Origin of the sequence: Bradyrhizobium sp. ISRA464 (assembly GCF_029910095.1) — a bacterium.
In the GTDB taxonomy this organism is placed as follows: domain Bacteria; phylum Pseudomonadota; class Alphaproteobacteria; order Rhizobiales; family Xanthobacteraceae; genus Bradyrhizobium.
The window spans coordinates 5,774,131-5,798,380 of sequence record NZ_CP094526.1; the positions used below are offsets into that span (position 1 = coordinate 5,774,131).

The 24,250-nt window shown below is 63.9% G+C and carries 23 protein-coding genes and 1 pseudogene; 4 read left to right on the top strand and 20 right to left on the bottom strand.

Going from position 1 to position 24,250, the window contains the following annotated elements:
• Positions 1 to 105 precede the first annotated feature (105 nt).
• Positions 106 to 1,560: a PLP-dependent aminotransferase family protein gene (locus tag MTX19_RS26945; protein ID WP_280986141.1), complete on the bottom strand. Its 1,455-nt coding sequence runs from the start codon at positions 1,558 to 1,560 to the stop codon at positions 106 to 108.
• A 92-nt stretch (positions 1,561 to 1,652) separates the two neighbouring features.
• Between MTX19_RS26945 and MTX19_RS26950 the strand changes: the two genes are divergently transcribed.
• On the top strand, positions 1,653 to 2,552 hold the full coding sequence (locus MTX19_RS26950) for a DMT family transporter (RefSeq protein WP_280980103.1): 900 nt from the start codon (positions 1,653 to 1,655) through the stop codon (positions 2,550 to 2,552).
• A 2-nt stretch (positions 2,553 to 2,554) separates the two neighbouring features.
• Here MTX19_RS26950 and MTX19_RS26955 read toward each other — a convergent pair whose 3' ends face one another.
• The 16 genes from MTX19_RS26955 to MTX19_RS27030 form a co-directional block, all read right to left on the bottom strand.
• Complete coding sequence (locus tag MTX19_RS26955; RefSeq protein ID WP_280980104.1) at positions 2,555 to 3,610, bottom strand: YeeE/YedE family protein; 1,056 nt, start codon at positions 3,608 to 3,610, stop codon at positions 2,555 to 2,557.
• A 22-nt stretch (positions 3,611 to 3,632) separates the two neighbouring features.
• On the bottom strand, positions 3,633 to 4,646 hold the full coding sequence (locus tag MTX19_RS26960) for a zinc-binding alcohol dehydrogenase family protein (RefSeq protein WP_280980105.1): 1,014 nt from the start codon (positions 4,644 to 4,646) through the stop codon (positions 3,633 to 3,635).
• A gap of 33 nt (positions 4,647 to 4,679) precedes the next feature.
• A complete protein-coding gene (paaK, locus tag MTX19_RS26965) occupies positions 4,680 to 6,011 on the bottom strand; it encodes a phenylacetate--CoA ligase PaaK (RefSeq protein WP_280980106.1) in 1,332 nt (443 codons plus the stop codon).
• 23 nt (positions 6,012 to 6,034) lie between these two features.
• The gene (paaI, locus tag MTX19_RS26970; protein WP_280984891.1) at positions 6,035 to 6,490 is read right to left on the bottom strand and encodes a hydroxyphenylacetyl-CoA thioesterase PaaI; all 456 of its coding nucleotides are present in this window, start codon (positions 6,488 to 6,490) and stop codon (positions 6,035 to 6,037) included.
• Between the two features lie 139 nt (positions 6,491 to 6,629).
• Positions 6,630 to 7,709 carry a 1,2-phenylacetyl-CoA epoxidase subunit PaaE gene (paaE, locus tag MTX19_RS26975; RefSeq protein ID WP_280980107.1) on the bottom strand — a complete coding sequence of 360 codons (1,080 nt, stop codon included), beginning with the start codon at positions 7,707 to 7,709 and terminating at the stop codon, positions 6,630 to 6,632.
• 130 nt (positions 7,710 to 7,839) lie between these two features.
• Positions 7,840 to 8,343: a 1,2-phenylacetyl-CoA epoxidase subunit PaaD gene (gene paaD / locus MTX19_RS26980; RefSeq protein ID WP_280980108.1), complete on the bottom strand. Its 504-nt coding sequence runs from the start codon at positions 8,341 to 8,343 to the stop codon at positions 7,840 to 7,842.
• Entirely contained in the window at positions 8,337 to 9,113 is a 777-nt protein-coding gene (gene paaC / locus MTX19_RS26985) for a 1,2-phenylacetyl-CoA epoxidase subunit PaaC (RefSeq protein ID WP_280980109.1), read from the bottom strand. The genes paaD and paaC overlap by 7 nt, the downstream gene beginning before the upstream one ends.
• A 142-nt stretch (positions 9,114 to 9,255) precedes the next feature.
• Positions 9,256 to 9,543 (bottom strand): 1,2-phenylacetyl-CoA epoxidase subunit PaaB, encoded by a 288-nt coding sequence (gene paaB, locus MTX19_RS26990; RefSeq protein ID WP_225711457.1) that lies wholly within the window; start codon positions 9,541 to 9,543, stop codon positions 9,256 to 9,258.
• Positions 9,544 to 9,555: 12 nt separating this feature from the next.
• The gene (gene paaA, locus MTX19_RS26995; RefSeq protein WP_280980110.1) at positions 9,556 to 10,548 is read right to left on the bottom strand and encodes a 1,2-phenylacetyl-CoA epoxidase subunit PaaA; all 993 of its coding nucleotides are present in this window, start codon (positions 10,546 to 10,548) and stop codon (positions 9,556 to 9,558) included.
• 75 nt (positions 10,549 to 10,623) lie between these two features.
• A complete protein-coding gene (gene paaX / locus MTX19_RS27000; protein WP_280985551.1) occupies positions 10,624 to 11,493 on the bottom strand; it encodes a phenylacetic acid degradation operon negative regulatory protein PaaX in 870 nt (289 codons plus the stop codon).
• Between the two features lie 207 nt (positions 11,494 to 11,700).
• Positions 11,701 to 12,471 (bottom strand): alpha/beta hydrolase, encoded by a 771-nt coding sequence (locus tag MTX19_RS27005; RefSeq protein ID WP_280985552.1) that lies wholly within the window; start codon positions 12,469 to 12,471, stop codon positions 11,701 to 11,703.
• A 201-nt stretch (positions 12,472 to 12,672) separates the two neighbouring features.
• A complete protein-coding gene (locus MTX19_RS27010; protein ID WP_280980112.1) occupies positions 12,673 to 13,956 on the bottom strand; it encodes a DUF445 domain-containing protein in 1,284 nt (427 codons plus the stop codon).
• 215 nt (positions 13,957 to 14,171) lie between these two features.
• A complete protein-coding gene (locus MTX19_RS27015) occupies positions 14,172 to 14,648 on the bottom strand; it encodes a phasin (protein WP_280980113.1) in 477 nt (158 codons plus the stop codon).
• A 186-nt stretch (positions 14,649 to 14,834) separates the two neighbouring features.
• The gene (locus MTX19_RS27020) at positions 14,835 to 15,428 is read right to left on the bottom strand and encodes a GNAT family N-acetyltransferase (protein ID WP_280980114.1); all 594 of its coding nucleotides are present in this window, start codon (positions 15,426 to 15,428) and stop codon (positions 14,835 to 14,837) included.
• Positions 15,425 to 16,507: an alpha/beta fold hydrolase gene (locus tag MTX19_RS27025; RefSeq protein WP_280980115.1), complete on the bottom strand. Its 1,083-nt coding sequence runs from the start codon at positions 16,505 to 16,507 to the stop codon at positions 15,425 to 15,427. The genes MTX19_RS27020 and MTX19_RS27025 overlap by 4 nt, the downstream gene beginning before the upstream one ends.
• Positions 16,504 to 16,890: a hypothetical protein gene (locus MTX19_RS27030; RefSeq protein ID WP_280980116.1), complete on the bottom strand. Its 387-nt coding sequence runs from the start codon at positions 16,888 to 16,890 to the stop codon at positions 16,504 to 16,506. The genes MTX19_RS27025 and MTX19_RS27030 overlap by 4 nt, the downstream gene beginning before the upstream one ends.
• Positions 16,891 to 17,061: 171 nt before the next feature.
• On the opposite strand from MTX19_RS27030, the gene MTX19_RS27035 reads away from it, so the two are divergent.
• Positions 17,062 to 17,988 carry an alpha/beta hydrolase gene (locus MTX19_RS27035; RefSeq protein ID WP_280980117.1) on the top strand — a complete coding sequence of 309 codons (927 nt, stop codon included), beginning with the start codon at positions 17,062 to 17,064 and terminating at the stop codon, positions 17,986 to 17,988.
• Positions 17,989 to 18,028: 40 nt separating this feature from the next.
• Positions 18,029 to 18,295 (top strand): annotated as a pseudogene (locus tag MTX19_RS27040) (nuclear transport factor 2 family protein); the annotation flags it as partial.
• Positions 18,296 to 18,461: 166 nt separating this feature from the next.
• Here the strand turns inward: MTX19_RS27040 and MTX19_RS27045 are convergent.
• From MTX19_RS27045 to MTX19_RS27055, 3 genes are all read right to left on the bottom strand, one after another.
• Complete coding sequence (locus tag MTX19_RS27045; protein WP_280980118.1) at positions 18,462 to 19,859, bottom strand: IS1380 family transposase; 1,398 nt, start codon at positions 19,857 to 19,859, stop codon at positions 18,462 to 18,464.
• A 193-nt stretch (positions 19,860 to 20,052) separates the two neighbouring features.
• Positions 20,053 to 21,375: a group II intron reverse transcriptase/maturase gene (gene ltrA / locus MTX19_RS27050; protein WP_280980119.1), complete on the bottom strand. Its 1,323-nt coding sequence runs from the start codon at positions 21,373 to 21,375 to the stop codon at positions 20,053 to 20,055.
• Positions 21,376 to 22,057: 682 nt separating this feature from the next.
• Complete coding sequence (locus MTX19_RS27055; protein ID WP_280980120.1) at positions 22,058 to 22,978, bottom strand: DUF3320 domain-containing protein; 921 nt, start codon at positions 22,976 to 22,978, stop codon at positions 22,058 to 22,060.
• A gap of 312 nt (positions 22,979 to 23,290) precedes the next feature.
• Here MTX19_RS27055 and MTX19_RS27060 point away from each other — a divergent pair, with 312 nt between their 5' ends.
• Entirely contained in the window at positions 23,291 to 24,172 is an 882-nt protein-coding gene (locus MTX19_RS27060) for a hypothetical protein (protein ID WP_280980121.1), read from the top strand.
• Positions 24,173 to 24,250: the final 78 nt, after the last annotated feature.

The following is a 24,250-nucleotide window of genomic DNA, read 5'->3' on the forward strand; positions in this document are numbered from 1 at the left end:
CGCAATCCATAGCGCCGCAAACGGAGAAATGGATTGCTTCGTCGCTATCGCTCCTCGCAATGACAGCGTTGCAAAGTGTCACAGGATGAGGGGAACGCGGCGGAGTTAGACGCGCGCCGCCCGCTTGCCGGTCAGGCAATTGGTCATGATCCGGACCGCGGCGCCGATCTCGTTCTCGCGCCAGGCGGCGAAGCCGAGCAGCAGGCCAAAGTCGCGCGGCCGCTCCAGCGCAAGGCTCGACAGCGCGCGCACCTCGACGCCAGCTGCGACCAGCCGCGTCACGGCTTCGCCATCCGTCGCGCCGTCCTTGAAGCGGGCGATCAGCTGCATGCCGCCCGGCGGGACCTCCGCCGCAAGGACGTCCCCAAGCTGCCGCGCGAGCGCCGCGGCAAGATGATCCCGCCGTGACCGGTAGATGCGCCGCATGCGCCTGACATGCGCCAGGAAATGCCCGTCAGCCATGAAATCGGACAGCGCCTCCTGGACCTGCACGGACGCGATCAGCCCGAGATGCCGCTGCGCGATCTCCATCGTCGTCGCGAGCGCAGGCGGCACGACGAGATAGCCGATGCGAATATCCGCGGTCATCGCCTTGGCGAAGGTGCCGACATAGAGCACGCGCCGTTCCCGATCGAGCCCCTGCAATGCCGGCATCGGCCGGCTGTCATAGTGAAACTCGCCGTCGTAATCGTCCTCGACGATCCAGCTCTTGCCGGGCGCAGCAGCCGCCAGCAGCTCGGTGCGGCGCGCGACCGGCATCACCCGCCCGGTCGGATGCTGATGCGACGGCGTTGTGAAGATCAGCTTGGGCGCCCTTGCCCCGCGCCTGCGCGTCATGCCCCATTCATCCAGCCTGATGCCGACGACCTCGGCCCCGGTCGCCCGGAACGCCGCCGCGGCGCCGGGATATCCGGGGTCCTCGGTCCAGACCATATCGCCCGGCACGATCGCGGTCGCAGCAATCAGCGTCAGCGCTGCCTGCGCCGTCGGCAGGATCAGGATCTGGTCCGCCTCGGCGCGCACGCCTCTGTTGACCTCGAGGTAGTCGCGCAATGCTTCCCGCAGGCTTGGCCGGTTGATGACCGTCTGCTCGTTGAAGCGGCGGCGTAGCGCGCTGCGGCGCAGGCAGCGCGCCCAGATCTCGTGCGGAAACTCGCGCGCGTCCGCGAGCCCGGGTCGAAGCGGCCGGAAGGCGGCCTGATACGACAGCGGCCATTCGACATCCTTGAGCCGTGACGCCCAGGGCGACAGAAGCGGCTTGCGGGCCGCATCGCGCTTCGGCTCCGGCGCGGCCTTGGCAAACCGATCCTCGATATCGCTGGTCACGACCGGCCGGCGCCGCGCGGCGACATGCAGATATCCCTCGGCCGCGAGTTGCTCATAGGCATGCGTCACCGTGTTGCGCGACACGTCCAGCTCGGCCGCGAGCTGCCGGCTCGACGGCAGCGCCGCGCCGCTCCTGACGCGCCCGCTCGAAATCAGCGCGCGAAGCTGATGCGTCAGCTGTGCCACCAGCCCGGCATCGTCCGACCGTTGCAGCGTGACCAGTTCGGCGAGGATCAATCTGGCTCCTATAATCTTCAATATCTGGCTCTTTCGAGAGAGCCAGATCGATCCTATTCACGACGTCTCTCTCCCGCAAGGACGCTGCCGTGAACCAATCACTCTCACCTGCCAAAGCCGCTGCCCTGTTCGTGGTCGTGGTGCTGGGCTGGGGCATCAACTGGTCGGTAACCAAATCGCTTGTAGTGGAAATCCCGCCGCTGTGGACCGCAGCAATCCGGAGCTGGATCGCGCTGATCGGCCTGCTCGCGATCCTGCGCGCGACCGGAAACCTGATCATTCCCAGGATGGCCGATGTCCCGGTCGTGCTGAGCGTCGCGCTCCTGCACATGACGCTGTTCTCGACACTGGCCGCCGCTGGCTTGCGTTATCTGCCGGCGAGCAAGGGGGTCGTGCTTGGCTACACCACCCCGCTGTGGGTCGCGCTCGCGGCCAGCGTCGCCGGGACCGAGCGGCTCGGCATGCTCAAGCTCGTCGGCGTCGCGGCGGGCCTGCTCGGCCTCTGCGTGATCCTCAATCCCGCATCGCTCGACTGGGGCAATCTGCACGTCATTGTCGGCGCCGGCATGATCATCCTCGCCGCGATCTGCTGGGCCGCGAACATCATCTACATCCGGTCGCATCGCTGGATCGCGACGCCGCTTCAGCTCCTGCTGTGGCAGGTCCTGGTTGCCACCGTCGTGCTGAGCACGATGGCGCTGGCGACGGAGGGCGTTCCCCGCGTGACCTGGTCGCCGCATCTCGCGCTGCTGTTCCTCTATTCCGGTTTCATCGGCACCGCGCTGGCCTACTGGGCGATGTCGATGGTCAACAAGAGCCTGCCAGCGCTGACGACATCGCTGGGCACGACCGCGACGCCGATCATCGGCATCGTCAGCGCAGCGCTCCTGCTCGGCGAACCCGTCGATCTCTCGCTGGCGCTTGCCGCGGCCCTGATCGTCGGCGGGATCGCCCTGAGCACGCTTGCGGACGCGCCGTCGCGCGCATGAGGTCAGGCTGTTGCCAGCGGCCTCACCCGCAGCGCGCCGCGCAGGCCAGCGCCGGTGCCGAGCAGGATGCCGGCGATCGCGACGAGGGACGACAGCGACAGAGTCGACAGTCCGGTCAGTCCCTGCCCGACCGAGCAGCCGAATGCCATCACACCGCCTGTCCCCATCAGTGCCGCGCCGCAGGCCGAACGCAGCATGTGCATCGGCGATTGATAGCCCTCGAGTTGGAATCGCCCGGTGACGAGCGCCGTAAGGAGGCTACCCGCGAACACGCCGAACACAGTGACAATGCCGAAATTGAGCGTCGAGCCGGTCGACAGCATCACATATTGCAGGGCATCCGCGATCGGTGCGATGAAGGTGAGCGAGGTCACCGGCGTCGGGTTGAAGTCATCGGCGCCGAGATGGCCGGTGGCGTACCAGCCGGCGGCAACAAGCCCGCCGACGATCAGGCCGGCAACGATCTGGCCGAAGGATCTCCTGAACGGCGCGTGCGCGAATGCGAAGATGATCAGCGCGGCGGCAAGCACCGAGGCCGCAATCATCCGCGCTTGCGGAGCCGCGAGGCCGAGGCTTGTGAGCACCGCTGGCACCGAATTGGTCGCGACCGTTATCTGTGATGCCTGCACCATCGCGATGCGCGCCGGCGCGATCAGGCCCTTCAGCGTGATCTCGGCGAAGATACCGAGCACGATCACGACCAAAAAGGAACGGAGATTGCCGCGGCCGAGCAGCACCAGCGCGCGCGAACCGCAGCCGTTCGACAGCACCATGCCGTAGCCAAACAGCAGACCGCCAACGAACATCACCGGCGCGGAAAAGGAGGGCTGCAGGTAGATCGATTTGCCGAGATCGACGAGGCCCGCGGTCACAAGCAGCTGCGAGGCCGCAATCGCGACGCCCATCGCCAGCGCGTAGGTGCGGACCAGCCGCCCGTCGCCTTGCGCCCACCAGCCGCGCAGGCTGCTCATCATGCAGAAGCCGCTGACGAGTCCGACCGAGCCGTAGATCAAGCCGATGATCAGGGCAGAGAGAATGACGATGGTGGTGGGGTCCATGCGCGTTCTTCCTATTCCGTCGTCACGGCCGCAGGATCACGCGGTCGCGCGACGAGCCGGCGACCGCGACGAACGCCGCTCTCGCCTGCTCCAGCGGATAGACCGCGCTCGGCTCGATCGGGAACGGCTTCAGATGTCCGCTGGCGAAACCCGGTGCGAGCTCGCGCAGCACCGCCCCGGTCGCAACCGACGACAGCGCAAGCGTATCGATGCCGACATAGGTGTGCTGGCCGCGATAGAATTCGAGGATGTTGAACTGAACGATGCGGTCGACCGCCGCGATCAGGATCTGGCGGCCGCGCAGCGCCAGCGATTTGTGCGCCGCCTGGAAATAGGGATCGCCGACCGTGTTGTACACGATGTCGGCGCCCTTGCCGCCGGTCAGCTCACGCACCCGCGCCGCGACATCGATTGTGGAGGCATCGATCACCTCAACCGGCCAATTGGTGTGGCCGGCATAGGGCTCGCTCTTGCGCACGACGCCGATCACGCGCGCGCCGTGCCAGCTCGCGATCTGCACCGCCGCCTGGCCGACCTTGCCGTTGACGCCCATGACGAGCACGGTTTCGCCCTTCTGCGGCAGCCCAGCGCGGCGCAAGCCTTCCATTGCGGTGACAAAAGGCACCCCGATCCCAGCCGCCTCCTCCCAGGAGATGCCGGCCGGCTTCTCCACGACCGCATCGGCCTCGACCACCAGGTGCGTGGCATGGGTGCCGTCGCGGCGGATCCCGAGGTCGCCGGACGAGCCGAACACCTCGCGCCCGATCCAGCCGGAGGGTCCGTCGATCACGACGCCGGCGTAGTCGCGCCCCGAGGTGCGCGGGAACACGGCATAGGGCATCAGCCCGGTGGCCGCCTTGACGTCGGACGGATTGACCGCGGCCGCCTTCACCTCGATCAGGACGTCGGCGGCGCCGCGCGACAGCGCGTGCGTCTCGACCACCGGCGCAACCGCCGCCGCGTTCTCCGCCTTGGCCAGAAGCCGGACGCAGCGTGCGTCGGCCGAGAGGGCGTCAGGCTGAGGGGAAACCGGCATTGAGGGCAGTCCTGCTTAATTTCAGAGCAGGAGTTACCCCTTCGGCCGCTTGTCGTAAACACGTTTTGCCTTGCCGAGCGACCGTTCCAGGGTCTCGGGGGCGACGGCGCGGACGTGGGCGGTGATGCCGATCGTGTTCTTGATGAAAGCCGCGACCTTGTCGGCATGGACGACGAGGCCGGCGCCGTCCCAGCTGTCCGGGCGAGCCTCGGCGAGCACCGTCATCTCGTCCATCCGGCCCTCGCGGGTCAGTTCGATGATGAAATGGCCGCCGCACCAGTCGGTCGCCAACAGGATTTCCTCGATCTGGGTCGGGAACACGTTGACGCCACGCAGGATGATCATGTCGTCGGAACGACCGGTCACCTTCTCCATGCGGCGCATGCCGGGTCGGGCCGTGCCGGGCAGCAAGCGCGTCAGGTCCCGCGTGCGGTAGCGGATGATCGGAAAGCCTTCCTTGGTCAGCGAGGTGAACACCAGTTCGCCCTTCTCGCCATCGGGGAGCACCGTGCCGGTCGCGGGGTCGATCACCTCAGGATAGAAGTGATCTTCCCAGATGTGCAGGCCGTCCTTGGTCTCCACGCATTCCTGCGCAACGCCGGGTCCGATCACCTCGGACAGCCCGTAGATATCGGTGGCGTCCATGTTGAAGGCTTGCTCGATCTCGGCACGCATCGCATTGGTCCAGGGCTCGGCGCCGAAGATACCGAACTTCAGCGACGATCTGCGCGGATCGAGCCCCTGCCTCTTGAACTCGTCGAGGATCGCCAGCATGTAGCTCGGCGTCACCGTGATGATGTCGGGCCTGAAATCGTTGATGAGCTGCACCTGCCGCTCGGTCATACCGCCGGAAATCGGGATCACCGTGCAACCAAGCCGCTCAGCCCCGTAATGCGCACCGAGGCCGCCGGTGAACAGGCCGTAGCCATAGGCGTTGTGCATCAGCATGCCGGTGCGGCCGCCGGCAGCGCGGATCGAGCGCGCCATCACCTCCGACCAGATGTCGATGTCGCTCCTGGTGTAGCCGACCACGATCGGCTTGCCGGTCGTGCCGGAGGAGGCATGGACCCGCACCAGTTTCTCGCGCGGCACGGCGAACATGTTGAAGGGATAGTTGTCGCGCAGATCCGTCTTCACCGTGAACGGAAATTTCGCAAGATCGGAGAGCTGCCTGAAATCGGACGGATGCACGCCGGCCGCATCGAACGTCTTCTTGTAGTGCGCGACATTGTCATAGGCGTGCTTGAGCGACCAGGCGAGCCGTCTGGTCTGCAGCGCCATGATCTCATCCCGCGAGGCGCGCTCGGCCTCATCGAGCTCCGGGCGATAACCGCTCTCCTTGACCTTCAGCTTTGCCGTTGCCATCGCATTTCCCCTGAGATCGATCGTTATGTCTTGCTGTCTGTCTCCGGCAGCCACGTGCCTGGTATCACGCGTGAATGGCCGCGAAATTCGGCGATCACGGTGTCAGCAGTGGTGACGCGCACATCGTAGATTCCGGAACGGCCGCTGCGCGAGATCTCGCGCGCGGTCGCGACCAGGCGGTCGCCGAGCTTGCCGGGCCGGATGAAGGTGATGTTGCCCTGCGCCGCCACAACGCGCTCATTGTGGCTGTTGCAGGCAAAGGCGAAGGCGGAATCGGCGAGCGTGAAGATGTAACCGCCGTGGCAGATACGCTGGCCGTTGACCATATGCGGCTGCACCGTCATCGCCATCACCGCGAGCCCCGGCTTGATCTCAACGATCTCCATGCCGAGCTCCTTGCTGGCGTCGTCCTCCTTCCACATCGCCTCCGCGCAGGCGCGGGCGATGTCTTCGGGCGATAGCGTGGCCTTGACGTTCACATCGAACTCCCTGTCAGTCGGGCTCATTGCAACGAGCCTCTTGTCAGCTTCAGTCTTCTGCGCAACGCCGACGACGTCAACGCTACTTCCGTCACTCCGTGATCGTGGCCAGCACCAACCCCGGATCGACGATCAAAAGTCACACGTGATCGTAATCGACCACGACCTTCTCGGAGCACGGCTTGGCCTGGCAGGTCAGGATGAAGCCCGCCTTCAGCTCCCAAGGCTCCAGCGAATAGTTCAAATCCATCGCAGCATCGCCTTCGACCAGCTTGGCACGGCAGGTCGAGCACATGCCGCCCTTGCAGGCGAACGGCAGGTCCATGCCGGCCCGCAGTGCGGCATCCAGGATCGACTCGCCGTCGGCCACCGGCACCTCGCGGCGCTTGCCGTCGATGATCAGGCTGGCTACCGCCTTCGGCGGCGCGCCGACCGAAACAACGGTCTTCGGCCGCGGCTTGCCGCCGAACTCCGAGACGAAGCGCTCGACATGAACGCGCTCGTCGGCGATCCCGATGTCGCGGCAGGCCGCCTCGATCGTGTCGCTCATCCCGGCCGGGCCGCAGATGAAGACATGATCGATACTTTCGGCGGGGACCAGCGAGCGCAGCAGCACCCTCACCTTCTCGCCGTCGAGCCGTCCATGCAGGATCGGAATGTCCTGCTCCTCGCCCGAGATGACGTGGAACACCGACAGCCGCTGCATGAAGCGGTCCTTCAATTCCTCCAGCGCCTCGCGGAACAGCATGCCCTCGGTCGAGCGGTTGCCGTAGAACAGGAAGAAACGGCTCTCAGGCTCGCACGCCAGCACGCCCTTGATGATCGAGAGGATCGGCGTGATGCCGCTGCCGGCGGCAAAGCCGGCATAGATCCGCGCCTGCTCCGGCGCATGCGCGATGCCGAAGCGCCCGGTCGGCGTCATCACATCGAGCACGTCGCCGGCCTTCAATTCATCCGCCGCCCAGCTCGAGAATGCGCCGCCATCGACCTTCTTCACCGCGATGCGCAGCTCGCCGTCGTCAGGCCCGGAGCAGATCGAATAGGAGCGGCGGATCTCCTCGCCGTCCATCGTGGTGCGCAACGTCAGGTACTGGCCGGGCATGAAGCCGTAGTCGTGCTCCAGTTCCTTCGGGATCGTGAAAGTCAGGGAGACGGCATCCGGCGCCTCACGGCGCAGATCGTGGACAGCAAGACGGTGAAACCGAGGCGTAACGGACATCACCTATCTCCCACCGCCATTGCGAGGAGCGACGCGACGAAGCAATCCATGGTTCCGCGGACACGGATAGATGGATTGCTTCGCTTCGCTCGCAATGACGACATAGTCTCGTCGACTAAGCACGACATGGTCAATGACACTTGAAGTAATCGAAGGGTTCACGGCAGCTCTTGCAACGCCACAACGCCTTGCAGGAGGTCGAACCGAATTCGGACAGCAGCTCGGTATCGGCCGAGCCGCATTGCGGACACATCACCTGCTGTTCGCCGAACAGCGCGCGGCGCGACGAGCCCGGCAGCGGCGGTGCGATGCCGTACTCCTTCAACTTGCGGCGGCCGTCCTCGCTCATCCAGTCGGTGGTCCAGGCCGGCGACAGCACGGTCCGCACCCTGGGCTCGTGAATGCCCTCGCGCTCCAGCGCAAGCTCGATCTCCAGCGCGATCATGTTCATCGCGGGGCAGCCGGAATAGGTCGGCGTGATCGCAACCTCGACGTGGCCATCGTGGACGGCGACATCACGCAGCACGCCGAGGTCGGCGATCGTCAGCACCGGGATCTCCGGGTCGACCACCTGTGCCGCCGCGGCCCAGGCGCGTTGGCGCAGGTCGGCGTCGCTGATCGCAGTCGTCACCATGTCGCCCCCGGGAAGGTTCGCTGCAACGACTGCAGCTCGCTGAGGAGATGACCGAGATGCTCGCTGTGGCTGCCGCTGCGGCCGCCCTGCTGCATCCAGTCATTATTCGGCAGTGCCAGCGTCGCCTCGTTGACGATACCGGTCACCGTCTTCAGCCAGCGCGGCTGCAGCGTCGCCGGATCGATCGCGATGCCGGCGTCGATCAGGCCGCGCTCGCTGTCGTCGACCGCAAACATCTCACCGGTGTAGGCCCAGAGGTCGTCGATCGCAGTCTGCGCCCGACGGTGACTCTCCTCGGTGCCATCACCGAGGCGGACGATCCATTCCGACGAATGCCGCAGGTGGTAGGCACTCTCCTTCTCCGACTTTGCGGCGATCGCGGCGAGCGTCGGATCTGATGATGCCATCATCGCGCGCCAGTAGAGATCGGCGAACGCCGCATAGAAAAACTGCCGCACCATGGTGCGGGCAAAGTCGCCATTCGGCTGCTCCACCAGGAGAAGGTTGCGGTACTGGCGGACATCCCGCAGATACGCGAACTTGTCTTCGTCATTGTCCTTGCCTTCGACCTTGGCCGCATAGGTGTAGAGCTCGCGCGCCTGGCCGAGCAGGTCGAGGCCCATATTGGCGAGCGCCATGTCCTCTTCCAGCGCCGGCGCGTGGCCGCACCATTCGGAGAGACGGTGGCCGAGGATCAGCGCATCGTCGGCACGGCGCAGCGTGTAGAGCACCAGCGGCGTTTCGGAGACCTTGATGTTGGCGGTTGCCATTCTACTGTTCCTACCTGCATCCACTTGCTCAGACCTCATCCTGAGGAGCGCCGAAGGCGCGTCTCGGAGGATGGGCCACGATCGCAATACGGGCCTCATGGCTCGAGACGCGCTTTGCGCTCCTCACCATGAGGGGTAAGAGTCACATATGCCCGACTTCGTCGGGTACGTCGTAAAACGTCGGATGCCGGTAGATCTTCGACTCCGCCGGCTCGAACATCATGCCTTTCTCGGAAGGATCGGACGCGGTGATCGCATTCGACGGCACCACCCAGATCGAAAGACCCTCGCCGCGGCGAGTGTAAATGTCGCGAGCGGCCTGCAGCGCCAGCGTGGCATCCGCCGCGTGCAGCGAGCCGACATGCTTGTGCGCGAGCCCGTTGCGGCTGCGGATGAAGACTTCCCAGAGCGGAGTGTTCGGCGTGGCCATGTCGGCGCTCCCTTATTCGGCCGCTTGCGCGAGCTGGCGGTTCTTGCGCTTCTCGGCATAGGCCATCGCAGCCTCGCGCACCCACGCGCCCTCTTCATGCGCCTTGCGCCGCGCGGTGAGGCGATCGCGGTTACAGGGGCCGTTGCCGGCGAGCACCTGCTTGAATTCCTCCCAGTCGATGGGGCTGTACTCCCAGTTGCCGTTTGCATTCTGCTTCATGCCGGGATCGGGAATGGTCAATCCCAGGAACTGAGCCTGCGGCACGGTGGCGTCGACGAATTTCTGACGCAGCTCGTCATTGGAGAAGCGCTTGATCTTCCATTTGGTCGAGGTGTCGCTGTGCTGGCTCACCTGGTCCGGCGGGCCGAACATCATCAGCACCGGCCACCACCAGCGATCGAGCGCGTTCTGGGCCATCGCCTTCTGCTCCGCGGTGCCGCGGCACAGGGTGAGCATGATCTCAAAGCCCTGGCGCTGGTGGAATGACTCTTCCTTGCAGACGCGGATCATCGCGCGCGCGTAGGGGCCGTAGGAGCACCGGCACAGCGGGATCTGGTTCATGATCGCCGCGCCGTCGACCAGCCAGCCGATGGTGCCGATGTCGGCCCAGGTCAGCGTCGGATAGTTGAAGATCGAGGAATATTTCGCCTTGCCGGCCAGCATCGCATCGACGAGTTCCTCGCGCGAGGAGCCGAGCGTCTCGGCGGCGGCATAAAGATAGAGCCCGTGGCCGCATTCGTCCTGCACCTTGGCGAGCAGCGCGGCCTTGCGGCGCAGCGAGGGCGCCCGGGTGATCCAGTTGCCCTCGGGGAGCATACCGACGATTTCTGAATGGGCGTGCTGGGAAATCTGCCGGGTCAGCGTCTTGCGATAGGCGGCGGGCATCCAGTCGTTCGGCTCGATGCGCTCGTCGGCATCGATGCGCGCCTGGAACTGCGCGGCGCGGGCGGCATCCTCGATGGTGCGTTCATCGCCATCGGATGTATTGAGCGCCTGCGTGTACATGGCCGACCTCCCAAGGTGTTATTGGGAGCAATATATAACACAATTATCGGAATGCAACATATTTCTGTAACATATTTACACCCCCTCAAAGCGGCGCGCGACGGCCCCGTTGGGCTTCGGCAGCGGGCCGTCCTCGTTGGTGGCGTGGTCGTCGAGCCATTGTTCCGACGGCGAAAGCAGTCCTCTATAGATCTCGCCGCAGAGTTTTCGCGCCGCCCTGCCCGGCCAATTGCCCGGCAAGAGCTGAGCCGGCAGCAGCGGATCGCGCAGCACAACGCGGCGGTAATAGTGGATCAGAAGGATCCGCGCGGTGAAGGCATCGGCGTCGCTCAGCGCTTCGCCGCGCGCAATCCAGCCGCGCAGCGGCTCGAAGGTCTTGATGAACTTCAGGTAGGCGTCCGCGGTGCGGTCGAGCGGCCAGCTTTCGCTGAGCAGCCGCCGCCCGCTGTCGTCTTCCGCCGAGACTTCGAGACGGATCGCGTGCGCGGCCTCGTCGGGGATCGGCACGCCCGATGGCGCGACCCACACGCCGGGCAGCGGACTGCCGAAGCCGGCATTCTTCAGCGCCTCGCGCGAGGCGTCGCGATCCTCACCATTGCCGATCAACAGCAGCTCGAAGCGGCCGGTCCAATCCGAGGGCGGCGGATCGTAGATATGCTTGGTCGCAGTATCGAAGGTCTGCCGTCCCTTTGCGTTCAGCCGATAGAAGCTGTTGCGGCCGACCTTGTTGCGCTCGAGCCAGCCGTCCGCCGCGAGCCGCGACATCGCGGTGCGCACCACGTTGCCGTCGATGTCCAGCGACTTGAAGAACTCGAGCAGCGTGCCGAGCCACACCGAGCCGCCGCGCGGCACGATGGCGTCGCCGAACACGGTGATGATGATCGAGCCGGTGCGCGACGGCTCGCGCTTCAACTGGTCGACGATACGGGCAAGCGGCTGCGGCATGCCTCAACGCATAGCGCGTTTTGCCGATTCACGACAATGCGGGCCTCTTCTCCTTCTCCCCGCGTGCGGGGAGAAGGTCGGGATGAGGGGGGCCCTCCGCGTTCACGATGAGAGTTAATCTTGCCGAGCCCCCTCACCCGGATCGCATTGCGCTTCGCTTCATGCGATCCGGCCTCTCCCCGCAAGCGGAGCGAGGTAGGGATGTGGTCAGCGGTTCGGATCCGGATAGACGATGCTGCGCCAGCCGCCGCGATCGAACGGGGACCACTCGCCTTCCTTCTGCGCAAGCCGATCGGCGACCGCGTAGACAACGGCCGGATGATGGCCCATGCCGCAATGGCTGCTCTCGACCTCGATGCTCTCGGACATCGACGAGGCCTGCTCGCGGCAGCCCTGCCAGGCGCATATGCCGTCGGTGCGGCTGAAGATTGCGGTGGTCGGCACCGGGGGCGCGCCAGCGAGCGCGCCGCCGAAGCGGGCATCTTCTTCCGCGGCACGGCGGCCGCTCGCCATCTCATAGACGCGCCACGCGTTGGTCGATTTCGGGCCCGAGGCAAACGGGCTGCCGAGCGTGATCACCTGGCGCACGCGATCCGGCATCATCTTGGCGAGCTGTCGCGCATAGAGGCCGCCGAGGCTCCAGCCGACCAGCGACACCTTGCGGCCGCTGGTGTCGTTCATCTCCTGTAGCAGGTCGACCATCCCGTCCTGCACGCCGGCGCGAAGCCCCAGATTGCGCCCCTGGCGCCAGCCGCTGACGGCGTAGCCCTTACTCCTGAGGAAGTGGCGCAGCGGGCGAGTTGAAACGTCCGACGCGATCAGGCCGGGCAACACCAGCACCGGATGTCCGTCGCCACGCGGAGCGAGGCTCAATAGCGGCAATGCACCAAGGAAGGCGCCGAGCTCGTGGATGGCGCGGCCTTCCAGAAACATCAGCGTCCTGGATGGCGGGCGTAGCGTCTGCGCGGCAACGGACATTTCGGCTCCTCTTCCGGCCCGGCTCCTGACGTCTCGGCAGCGGGCGATATCGACAGGACGGGTCAGCAAGGTTGATGCTTACACAGCGGAACCGTTCCGCGACGCAACAATCTGTCTGGAAAAGCTAGGGAACCGGCCACTTCCTTGCAAGCCGCGTGGATCACACTTGCCACAACTAAAGCGACTTCCGTACCCAATCGGTCACAGCAGCCGCAGCGCATATTCCAGCGTGTAAAGTGCGAGGCCCGCAAGTCCGCCGATCAAGGAGCCGTTGAAGCGGATGTATTGCAAGTCCTTGCCGACATTAACCTCGATCAACTGTAGCAACTGCTCCATGTCCCAGGTCTTCATCTGGTCGGCGATGAAGGTCGAGACCCCGCTCTTCTGTTCGGCGATCACCGTGCGCAGGATCGCGACAAGGCCCTGGTTGATTTCGCCGCGCAGTTCGGTATCGCCGGCCAGCGCCTCGCCGGCCTCGACGAACATTCTCGCAAGTTGATGCTGCAGCACCTGCGACTCGCCCGAGGCGCTGCGCTGGATGAAATCCTTGACGTTGGCCCAGACGGTGCGCCCGAGATTGGCAAGCTCCGGCCGCGCCATCAGGTCGCGCTTGAGGCCTTCGATGCGATCGGCGAATGCCTTGTCGCTGCCGAGCCGGTCGACGAAAGACAGCAGCATGCGGTCGAACTCGCCGCGGAACGGATGGTTCGGATCGTTACGCACCTCCTCGAAGAACTTCGTCGCCGACGCGATGATCCGGTTCACCACGAACTTGTCGGCGCGGTAGAGCCTGAGCAGTGTCGGCATCTCGGCGCGGACCTTGTCGCGGATCACGGCCATGGTTTCCTTCTGCGTCAGCGTCTGGTGCAGCGCGCGCAGGATGTCGTCGAGCAGGCCCTCATGCTTGCCCTCCTGCACGAACCCGCGCAGCGCGCCGGCCGCAAGCGGCGCGAGATCGACGGAGAGGACCTGCGTCGTGATCCGGCGGCTGATGAACTGCATCAGGCCCGACGTCTCGGTCGCCGCAACCGCCTCTGGCAGCATCCGCAGCACGAAACGCGCAAGGTCCTCGCTGCGCTTGCGGTCGCGCAGCCAGTCGGCGATGAAGGCACCGAAATCGATCTCGCGCAGCTTGGCCTCGACAGGGCCGGCCTCCAAAAAGTTCTTCTCGATGAATTCGCCGAGCTTCTCGGCGATGCGCGCCTGATTGCTTTGAATGATCGCGGTGTGCGGGATCGGCAATCCCAGCGGCCGCTTGAACAGGGCGACGACGGCATACCAGTCGGCGAGCCCGCCGATGGTCGCTGCCTCCGCGAACGCCGCGATGAAGCCGAAGGCCGGATGCATCGGCAACAGCGCCTTCGACGTGACAAAGATGATGAAGGTCGTCGCCAGCACGCCGGTCGCCAGCCACTTCACGCGCCGCAGCTCGGCGGCGCGTTCGACGTCGACGGGAGTGGCGATGAGGGTGGCGGGAAGGGTCATGGGGATCGGAGAGGCTATCGCACTGGCGGCAGATTACCGTCATTGCGAACCAAGCGAAGCAATCCATCGCCCGCGAAGAAGTGGATTGCTTCGTCGCTGTCGCTCCTCGCAATGACGGCAGGCGCGACGTCAACGATGTATGAGAACCACGGCAAAAAAGAAGGCCCGCGAATTGGCGGGCCTTCGAAAAAGAGCGGTTGGTCGAAGCAGCGCGATCAGGCGGTCTTGCCGTAGACCTTGGCGAAGTTGTCCTGCGCGGTCTTCGCGCTGTCGGATACGAGCTTGCCGAGATATTCGGTCGTGGCCTTCGCCCGCGAGACGAACACTTCGCCACGCGCACGGGCCAGGTCCGACTGGATCTGGGCGGCTTCGCTCAGCGACTTGGCGGACGCGAGCTTGTCGATGCCGGCGAAGAACGCCTCGGCGTCCTGATAGATCGCCTGCTGGATGTTCCGGCTGATCTTGGCGGCCTCGGTCACCGAACCGGTGACGGCGGACTCGATCACGGCAGTCACCTTCTCCGAACCGGCATAGGCATCGGCGGCGCGGGTCTTCGCGGCCTCGGCCTGCTTCTTCACGAACTCACGAGCGGCTTCCGGAACTTCCAGGTTCTGGAGCTTAGTGAATGCCTCGGTGACGGGCGCGAAGGCTTCCTTGACGCTGTTCAGCACGGAATTGGTTTCGGTGGTCATTGGGGTCTCTCCATCCTCATGTTTGAGCTATGGGCTCACCCCGTCCGCTATGGCCCAGGGCGAGAGTGTTGTGTCATAGCTAATGGTGCATCGCAACATAAATATTGCATTGCGACATCACGAACTGGTGATCAGTGTAAATGTGCGGCAGATTGCCCAGGGGAACTGGCAAACAGTGGTGCCAAATTACCTCTGAACGGCGCCAGGAAGCCCGTAAGCCTCCATCTGCGCCCGGACCAGCGCCACATTGTGCCCTAGCACCACGATGTCATGGGTCTTGCCCTCGGCATCACGGACGTGGTCACGAAGCAGCGCCTCCGCCTTGAAGCCGAGGCCTTCGAACAGCGCGATCGCCGCCCGCTGGTCGACCGTCATCTGCACCGAGAATTTCTCCAGCCCGGCGCCCAGCGCGATGGCGAAGGTCTCCTGCGACAGCGCCCGGCCAACGCCCTCCCCACGCACGTCGAGCGACACCACCATCCGGATCTCGCCGACATGCGGTGACCAGGAGTGCGGGTCGCGCACCAGCGTGCCGCAACCGACCACCTTGCCGTCCTTGATCGCGAGCAGGCTCGTGATGTCGCCACGCTCGATTTCGTTGATCCAGGCCGACAGCACCTTCGGCTGGCTGATATTGCGCGGCAGGAACAGGAGGTCATGCGTCGGGAGCTTTTGCGCGAAAGCCAGCACCGCGGCCTCGTCGGCGCGCGTCATCAGGCGAAACTCGATGTCGCCGGCATCTAGCTTGACGTGGCGCGGATAGGAACGTTGTTCGGTCATGTCGATCTCTTGCCCAACCAGGAGTCCAGTTTCGGCCACAGCCGCTTGATTGCATTGGCGCCGGCGACGAGCGAGACGTGACCGCCTTTCAGCATCACCTCCTCCTTGTCCTCGGAGCCGATCTTGGTGATCAGATGTTTTGCCGCATCATACGGCACGATGTGATCGTGCTCGGCGACCGCGTGCAGGATCGGCACCTTGATGTCGGCAAGCTTCGCCTTGCGGCCGCCGACCGTCATGGTGTCGTTGTAGAGCTTGTTGTCCCACATCAGGTCCTTGGTGATGGCGCGGAAATATTCGCCCGCGAGCGGCAGCGTGTCGGTCGCCCAGCGGTCGAACATCCGGTAGGACTTCACGAACTCGTCGTTCCAGATGTTCTCCCAAAGTTGCACCTGGCTGGCGACGCGCGAGGCCGGCCGCAGCATCTCGAACGACTGCAGGATCAGTTCCGGCGGCATGTTGCCGGCGCTCTCGAGCAGGCGGTCGACATCGAAATAGCGGCGATCGGCGAAGTTGGAGAACAGCTTCATCTCGCGGAAGTCGATCGGCGTGGTGAAGCAGATCAAATTCTTCATCGGTCCGTCGTTGAAGATCGAGCCGTAGAGCAGCGACAGCACGCCGCCGAAGCAATAGCCGATCACCGAGATATCCTTCTCGCCGGAATCCTGCTGGATGCGGCGAACGGAGTCCGGGATGAAGTCGAGGACGTAATCCTCCATGCGGAGCGATTTCTCCTCCGGCTTCGGCGCGGTCCAGTCCAGCATGTAGACGTCGTAGCCGCGCTTGAGCAGGAATTCGATGAAGCTCTGCCCCGGCACCAGGTCGAGGATATAGCCGCGATTGGTGGTCGCCATCACGATCAGGATCGGCACACGATAGACTTCGTCTGCCAGCGGCCGGTAGTGATAGAGGTTCATGGTGCCGCGCGAATGCAGCACGTCCTTTGGCGTCGAGCCGAGCGACGGGCCAGAGGTCGAGAAATATTCGACGCCCTTGATGCTCCGCTGGATCGCACGTTGCACCTCGGATTGAACCCGCTCCGAGATCGAGGCGAAATCAAACCCGGTGGGAGCGTTCATTGCGGCTCTCCCTCCGACGGCGGACGTTTGGTGCGTGGCGGCCGCGGCGCGGCGCCATAGCCGCCCTCCGGCGCCAGCGAATTGTGGTGCACCTGCTGCAGCAGCAGCGACTTGATCTCGTTGAGCTGCCCCTCGATCGACTGCAGCCGCTCGGCCATGCCGACGAGCTGGGCGCGGCTCGGCAGGTTCATCGCCAGCAGATATTTCTCCATCAGCTCGGAAAGCTGCTTCTGCGCGCCCGCCGCGACGCCGCCGGCCTGGTTCATCATCTTGGAGAATTCGGGCGACGACATCGCCTGGTTGGCGAAGGAGTTGAAGCCCTTCTCCACCTCGCTCATCATCGTCTGCCAGATCACGGCAGGGTCGTTGCCCTTGTCGGCCATTCGGCGCTCCTCCACACCAATTCCGGGCGCTTGCCGCGCTTCCGCTTGTTTCTGCATACGACACCGTCGTCGCAGGCCGGTCAACTCCACGCCGTCGTCAACCACATCGAAAGCCTTCTGCGCTGCGTCAAACCATGGCATAGAGGTCCCTGACCGCGATACCAGCAGGGGATGCCCGTGACCTCGCTCGCCCATCAGCCGCCGCAGATCATCCGCGCCAATGGCATCGACATCTGCTACGAGATCTTCGGTCATGCGGATGCTGAACCGTTGCTGCTGATCATGGGCCTCGGCGCCCAGATGATCCACTGGGACGACGAGTTCTGCCGGCAGCTTGCCGCGCGCGGCTTCCGCGTCATCCGCTTCGACAATCGCGACATCGGAAAGTCCTCGCATATGAGCGGAGGCAAGCGCCTCACGGCGCTCGAACTGCTCAAGCTGCGTTTCCTCAAGATTCCGGTCGCGGCGCCCTATAAACTGATCGACATGGCGAGGGACACGATCGGGCTGATGGACGCGCTCGGCATCAGGACCGCGCATATCGTCGGCGCTTCGATGGGCGGCATGATCGCGCAGGAGATCGCGATCACCTTTCCGGAGCGCGTGCGTTCGCTGACATCGATCATGTCGACCACCGGCAATCCCAAGGTGCCGGGGCCGACCCGTGAGGCGGCCGCGGTGCTGATGGCGCCACCGCCGGCGACCAAGGAGGAGTATTTCGCGCGGTTCGCGCAGACCTGGAAGGTGCTGCGCAACGGCTCGTTCCCGGAGGATGAAGCACTCGACCGCTCGCGCGCGGAACGCACTTATGCACGCGGGCTCAATCCGGCCGGCGTCGGCCGCCAGCTCCGTGCGGTGCTGGCTTCCGGGAGTCGCAAGGAGCGTTTGCGCAGCGTCAAGGCCCCGACGCTGGTGATCCACGGCACGGTCGATCCGCTGGTTCACCCCGAAGGCGGCAAGGACACTGCCGCCTTGATCCCCGGCGCAAAGCTCGTGATGATCGAACGTATGGGCCACGCGCTGCCGATCCCGATGTGGACGGAAATCATCGACGCCATCGACAAGCACGCCCATGGTGCAGCCGCCAAGGCGGCGTGAACCAGGTTTCTCCCGGCAACCATGTGACCTCGGGATGCGCAATCCGAACGCCGCCGACGGCCCGGAAGGCTTCCGCAAGTTCATCGCCTTCCTGCGCGAGAAATTCCCGAACTCACACAGCAAGATCAAGCGATCATTCGTCGATGGCGATTATGTGATCCTCCACGTCGACGCGGTGCGCGAGCCCAGCACCCGCGGCAGTGCGATCATCGACATCTTCAAGCTGGAGAGCGGCAAGATCCTCGAGCACCGGGACGCGGTGCAGCCGGTCCCGGAGACTGCGACGAACAACAGCACGATGTTCTAGCCCGCATTTCTCACAGGGCCGACTGATCTGACAACACCGATTTGGTGTGCCAGTATGGCCATGAAGGGTTGCTGCGCGGGAAGGCGCGGCTGGCGGGATTAGGTTGTGGGTTTCTCCGGTGGGCCAGTTGGCGATGCCGCGGTTTGGCGCGTCGCAGCTTCGCGTGTCAGGCCGGCGAGGCGCGGGCTCCGGCGGCTTTGGCCAGGCGGTGCGCGGCGATGCCCCACGGTTCGGCGGCCGGACAGGCCGAGGCCATGGCGATCTTGATGCGGCGGACGCTGATGCGCACCAGTGCGCCGATCTTCAGGAGCTTGAGGCGGATGGTGCCGCAGGTGGCGTCCGCAAAGATGGTTTCGGCAAGGCCGATGCGCCTCAGGGCACAGATCAGCACATAGGCCATCGAGGCGAACCACAACCGCAGTTGGTTGGCGCGCATGGTCGCCGCGGAAGTGCGGTCGGCGTAGAGATCGAGCTGGCACTCCTTGATGCGGTTTTCCATCTCGCCACGGGCGCAGTAAATGTCCTCGTAGAGCTGCCGCGCACCCGCCTCGGCCCGCTTGAGCGAGGTCACGACGAAGCGCGGATTGGCTTCCCCTTTTGTCCACTCCGCCTTGGCGACGACGCGGCGCCTTCGGCTCCAGGTGCCGCGCGTGCTCCACTGGAAGTCCTTGAAGCGGCGCGCCGGGCGGCCGGTCTTCTCGGCTGCAGCCCGCGCCGCGGCGAGCTCCTCTTCGATCATGGCGACCAGGCGCGTGTTGCGGGCGAGCCCGAACAGGTAATCCACGCGGTTCCGTTCGCACCACGCCATCAGCGCCTCGCGCGCAAAGCCACTGTCGGCGCGCAGCAGGATGCGCACGAACGGCCAGTGGACGCGGATTTGCCGGACAATCCGCTCGACCTCCGCGACGCTGCCCGCGCTGGCGTCAATGTCGGAGGGCCGCAGCTTGGCCGCCAACAGATGCCGGCCGCAGAACACGTACAGCGGCAGATAGCAGTAACAGTCGTAATAGCCGTGGAAGAAGCGTCCTTCCTGATGCCCGTGCAGCGGGTCGTCGGTGGCGTCGAGATCGAGGATGATCTGCGCCGGCGGTCGCTTGTGCGCCTCCAGGAATAGCGTCACCGGCAACGCCTCGATCGCCGCCGCGTCGTAGGCGATCTTGTGATAGCGCGAAGGCTCGTTTCGGCTCAGCTCCAGCCGGTTCAGCGTCGACTTGCCGGCCACCGGCGCGCAGTCCTCGCGCTTGGCCTCAAGCTTGCCCGCCAGCACCGCCATCAGCGGGTCGTGCCGCAGCTCGTCGTGATCGTTGAGATCTTCGTAGCCAAGTGCAATGCCAAAGACCCGTTGTCCGACCAACGTCCCGACCGCATGCTCGATCAAGTCCGGACGGCGATGATCGCGAAAGCAATCTGCAAAACGCCCCACCAGATCGATCGCTCGATCGGCGGCGCCCAGAAGCAGCGCTCCAGCGTCCGACGTCACCAGGCCAGCATCAAAGGCCGCTTCCACAGCCCGGCCTTCCACCACTCCAAAATCAAACCGTTCTGCGCTACACTCTGTCGGCATCGGGGCATTCCTTGAATCATCGCAAAGTCCTTCTCGCAAAAGAACTTTCGCTGATTCGCGCCCCGATGCGCCTCAACACTGGTAGAGTCGGGGAAGGGCGCGGTAGCTTGGGCCATTCGGCAACGCCCCGTTTCCCTTCCTCGCTCATCAAACCGGACGTGCGGAGCTACCGCATCCGGCTTTCCGACTGGCTTCAGTGCAAGGCCCACGGCGGCGGTCCCAAGTGGACGCGTCGGAGGTGCAAGACCCCGAGCGCGCCAAACACAGCCTCTCGCGGGAAGAGGCGGGTGCCACGCGACGGCACCTTGTGACGTCGGACCAGGAATCCGCGGACCCGTTCGTACACATGGTTATCGACGGTCCGGTACGCCGGTTTCCGAGTGCCGTAGCCGAAGTACGTGCTCCAGCCTCGCAACAAGCGATTGAGCCGGTCACGCACGTCAAGCCAGCACCCGGTGTTGCCGGGGACCAGGATATCGCTCACCTTGGCTTTGAGCCGCTGAACACTCTTCTTGGACGGGCTCGCGCCCAGATACCAATGGCCATCTTTCCGGTACCGATGCGGCCCGAAGCTATAACCAAGGAAGTCGAAGCTCTCGCGCCGGGCATCCTTCACCGAGGTTTTCGCCTCGTTGAGCGTCAGCCCGAGTTTCGTCATCACCGCTTTCGTCCACGCCAGAGCCTCGTGCGCATAGCCGCGGCTGAGGATGACGAAGTCGTCGGCGTACGAGACGATGTGGGCGCGGAAGGCTTCGCCGCGTCCGGTCAATCGCCAATGCTTCAGGAACCGGTTCATATAGATGACGGAGAGCAGCGGGCTTGCAACACCGCCTTGCGGTGTGCCGCGCTTGCTGTTCTTGCCGCCACTCATGCGCCGCTTCCCGTTGCCGTCCCGCTCCTCGACCGGCGCTTGCAGCCACAGCTTGATCAGCCACAGCACATGCCGGTCAACGATGCGTCGGGCCACCGATTTGAGGAGGTCCGAATGCGGGATCGTGTCGAAATATTTCGACAAATCGGCGTCAACCACGTCGGTATAGCCCCGGCAAATCAGCCGGTGCGTTTCCTTGATCGCATCGACCGCGCTGCGACGCGGACGATAGCCATAAGCACTGTCCTCGAAGTCCGCTTCGAATATCGGTTCCAACACGAGTTTGGCGGCAGTCTGAATGACGCGACAGCGGATCGTGGGAATGCCGAGCGCGCGCTCGCCTCCCCCGGGCTTCGGGATCATCACCCGCCGCACCGGATCGGGTCGGTACGTCTTCGAAACGAGGTCCTCGCGCAGCCCCGCTAACCATGCTTCCACGCCCGACGCCTCGATCTGCTCAAAGGTCACCCCGTCAACACCAGGCGCACCCGCATTGGCACGGGCCAGCGCGTAGGCGTGGCGCAGAATGTCCTCACGGCAGATCTTGTCGTAGAGCAAATAGAAGCGGTAGGCAGGCTCCGCCTTCGCCTTGCAATAGAGCTTTCTCTGAAGGGTCCTGATCCTTTCAGGCGTTTCGAGGCTCATCGCCAATCACCTGTTTCCTCACCGTCTTTGAAAGCACACCAGAAGTCAGGGACCTTCCCTCCGCCGGCATTACCCGGTTTCAACGGTACCGCGTCCCTGTCCGACTCCCGCTGCAGGCCGCCGCCAATTGCGACGTTGAAGACGCGACCTCCGCCCGCTGCGGGTCTCCCCCGATTACCCGCATCGCCCTTCCAGCGTGCCGAGTCCACTACCCCGGCGGATCAAACAGGTGCGCACGTCGATTGCTTCCCTATCCACACGGCCTTCCCCGTATCTCAGGCGGGTCGGCATCCGCATCTTCACTTTCGAGGCCTGCTCAGACTTCACTCATATTACGGCCCGCTGGATTGCTCGACCGCCCAAGGCGGCCTTTGTCACGAGGCTTCGAACCGGCCGGTTACCCGACCGATCCGCTCGTCAGCTACCAGATCAATCGACAACTATCTGGGTGGAATCCTCCTCCACTGGTGATGCGCGCCGTCGGGGCGCACTGAGAAATTCTGGTTAGCACGCGACCAACCCAACTGATCGAACCGTGCCTTGACGCCGATGGACGCTGAACAGTGGCTTACCCTCGGTACAGGCCCATTAGCAGCGCAGAAAGCTTCGTTGCAGACGAACTGCCAGCCCGCCCGATCTCGTTGGCTTCGTTTGCGGTGCTAACAACAGAAAGGAAAGAACCTTACTGATCAGCTCCGAGGCTTCGAGCCAGTTCAGCAGCAGCTTCAAAGCGAGAGCGGGTATTCTCCGCCATGCGTTTCAGGCCCATTCGTCGGCTCATGAGCTCCGCTGTCTTGCTTATCGTGTGACCTGCGGCCAAAAATGAAGCTGCAAGGGACGCCAATTCGACCAACGGGACATCCGGATGGTCCCGGACCTCTTTGGAAGCATCCCGGAACGGCACCAACTTCTGCGAGTCAGCACCGGGCCATACTATCGACCGGTTATCTTCTGATGATCGCGCAAATACTGGGTCGGTGACATCCCGAGTAATCTGGAGCAGCTTTCCCGTTGCTCTTGCCAGACCATGAACGCGCGCGATCCGGCGCGCCACCAGCTCGTCGAAAACCGGGCCCTCTGATCTGATGACGTGCGTCACCATGCGCTCGATCACGGCTCGGTATTCGGGCTGGTACAGCTTGTCCTTGGTTATGGTCTCACCGAGCGATTCGAAGTCCGTGGGTTCATAGGTGAGACCCGCTCCTTGATCCTGAGCGCGGTGACGCGGTTCAGCCTGGCCGGCTGCGATCTGCCGGGCAGGCACATCGAAGGGAGCCGTTACGCGCGGCCTCCAACGGACAATCCTGTCTCGGGCGGCTCCAGGTCCTGCCTCCGGGCCGCTGTCCACGAGCCGGCTCATGGGGAGGCGAGCAGGCGTGTCGTCAAAGATCCTGATCACCAACCCGAGAGCATCCAGTGTTTGGATCAAAAGGTGCAACGGGGCGGCCGCTTTGCCCTTCTCAAGATCAACCAACCACTGTCGCCCGACGCCTGACCGCATGGCTAGATCGCGCTGTGACCAACCGAGCAGAAGACGGCGCTCACGAATGAGAAGTCCAAGATCTCTGGGACGTCGAACGTACACGGAAACTCCTGTCGCCATTTGACGACATTTCAGTCGCCAAATGACGACAGTATATAAAATACATCAATAATTTCAACGCTTGAATATCGTCAATCCTAGCCGACGCGAAGTTTGACGCGTTAAGCAATTGTCTGGGCTGATTTCGCCGCGCATCTTTTGGGTGAGAGATTGGCATTGATTTATTTTTGATTGTTGGCAGTAACGAGGGGAGCAAGTTAGAGACTTCGGATGGCACAGCGAGAGGACGCGACCGGACGGACGGTGACCCGTACCCGAGAAACGATAGCTCATTACCGAGAGCGGTACCTGAGCCTCTGCCGGCTCGCAGGAGTGCATCTCAATGACTTGCCGGGGGCCATTAGATGGTTCGTCGATGAGCACAATCGCTGGGTGAAGTCGACCATTAACCTGTACCGAGCCGCGCTGATTCAAGCCATCGAGGATGCCGGACCCGAGCTTGCAAACGCCAGTGCTGAAGAGCTGTTGGCGAGCCTTAAACCGGGTCCGCAGCCCCGCAAATCTGGCTCCCCTAAGACCTCAGCGCGGAAGAGAAAGTCCGTCCCGGAGGCCGAGTTCGCTCTGCTCATGGACCGGCTGAGAAACAGAGGAGATCATCCCGATGACCGTCTGGCGGCTCGGTTGCTCAATCACAATGTCCGTTTGTTCCTCCGCCCAAGTGAGTGGCGAACGGCGATCATCCAGGGAAATACTTTGATTATAAGAAATGGAAAGGCCACGAACGGGAGGGCATTGGGCACTCATCGTCAGCTGGACTTGAAGGATTACGGCGGCAAAGGTGTAAGCGACCTTTCCAAGCTGTTGGTGTTCTTGAGAAAGCGAGCACAGGGAGCCGAGAGCTTTCGTCATCTTTGGGGAAGTTTAGCCTCGCGAATAGCCAGGGCCTGCAAGGAGATCGGCATAAAACGAGTGTCGCCGTATTCAACGCGTCACATCGGAATGGCCAACGCCAAATCCTGGATGTCACCTGAAGAGGTGGCGGCAACTGCGGGACATAAGACCACGGCGACAGCAACGGCCCATTATGCCAAGCGTCGCACCGGATGGCGCACTAAACCTTTGGGTGTTGCTCGTCCCATGGCGGAGGATGTGGCAAAGGTGATCAGATCCCCGAAGGTACGTAGAGAAACGAATTTGGAGCTCATAAGAAAGCGCAAGGAGCCTGAAGACGATACGCCCGCCCTCAAATTCTGACGCAGTCGCGCGCCTGCGACTGGCGATCATGTCAATGGCGCTCACCCTCCCTGCCGGATGCAGCCTGGGGCCTTCGGC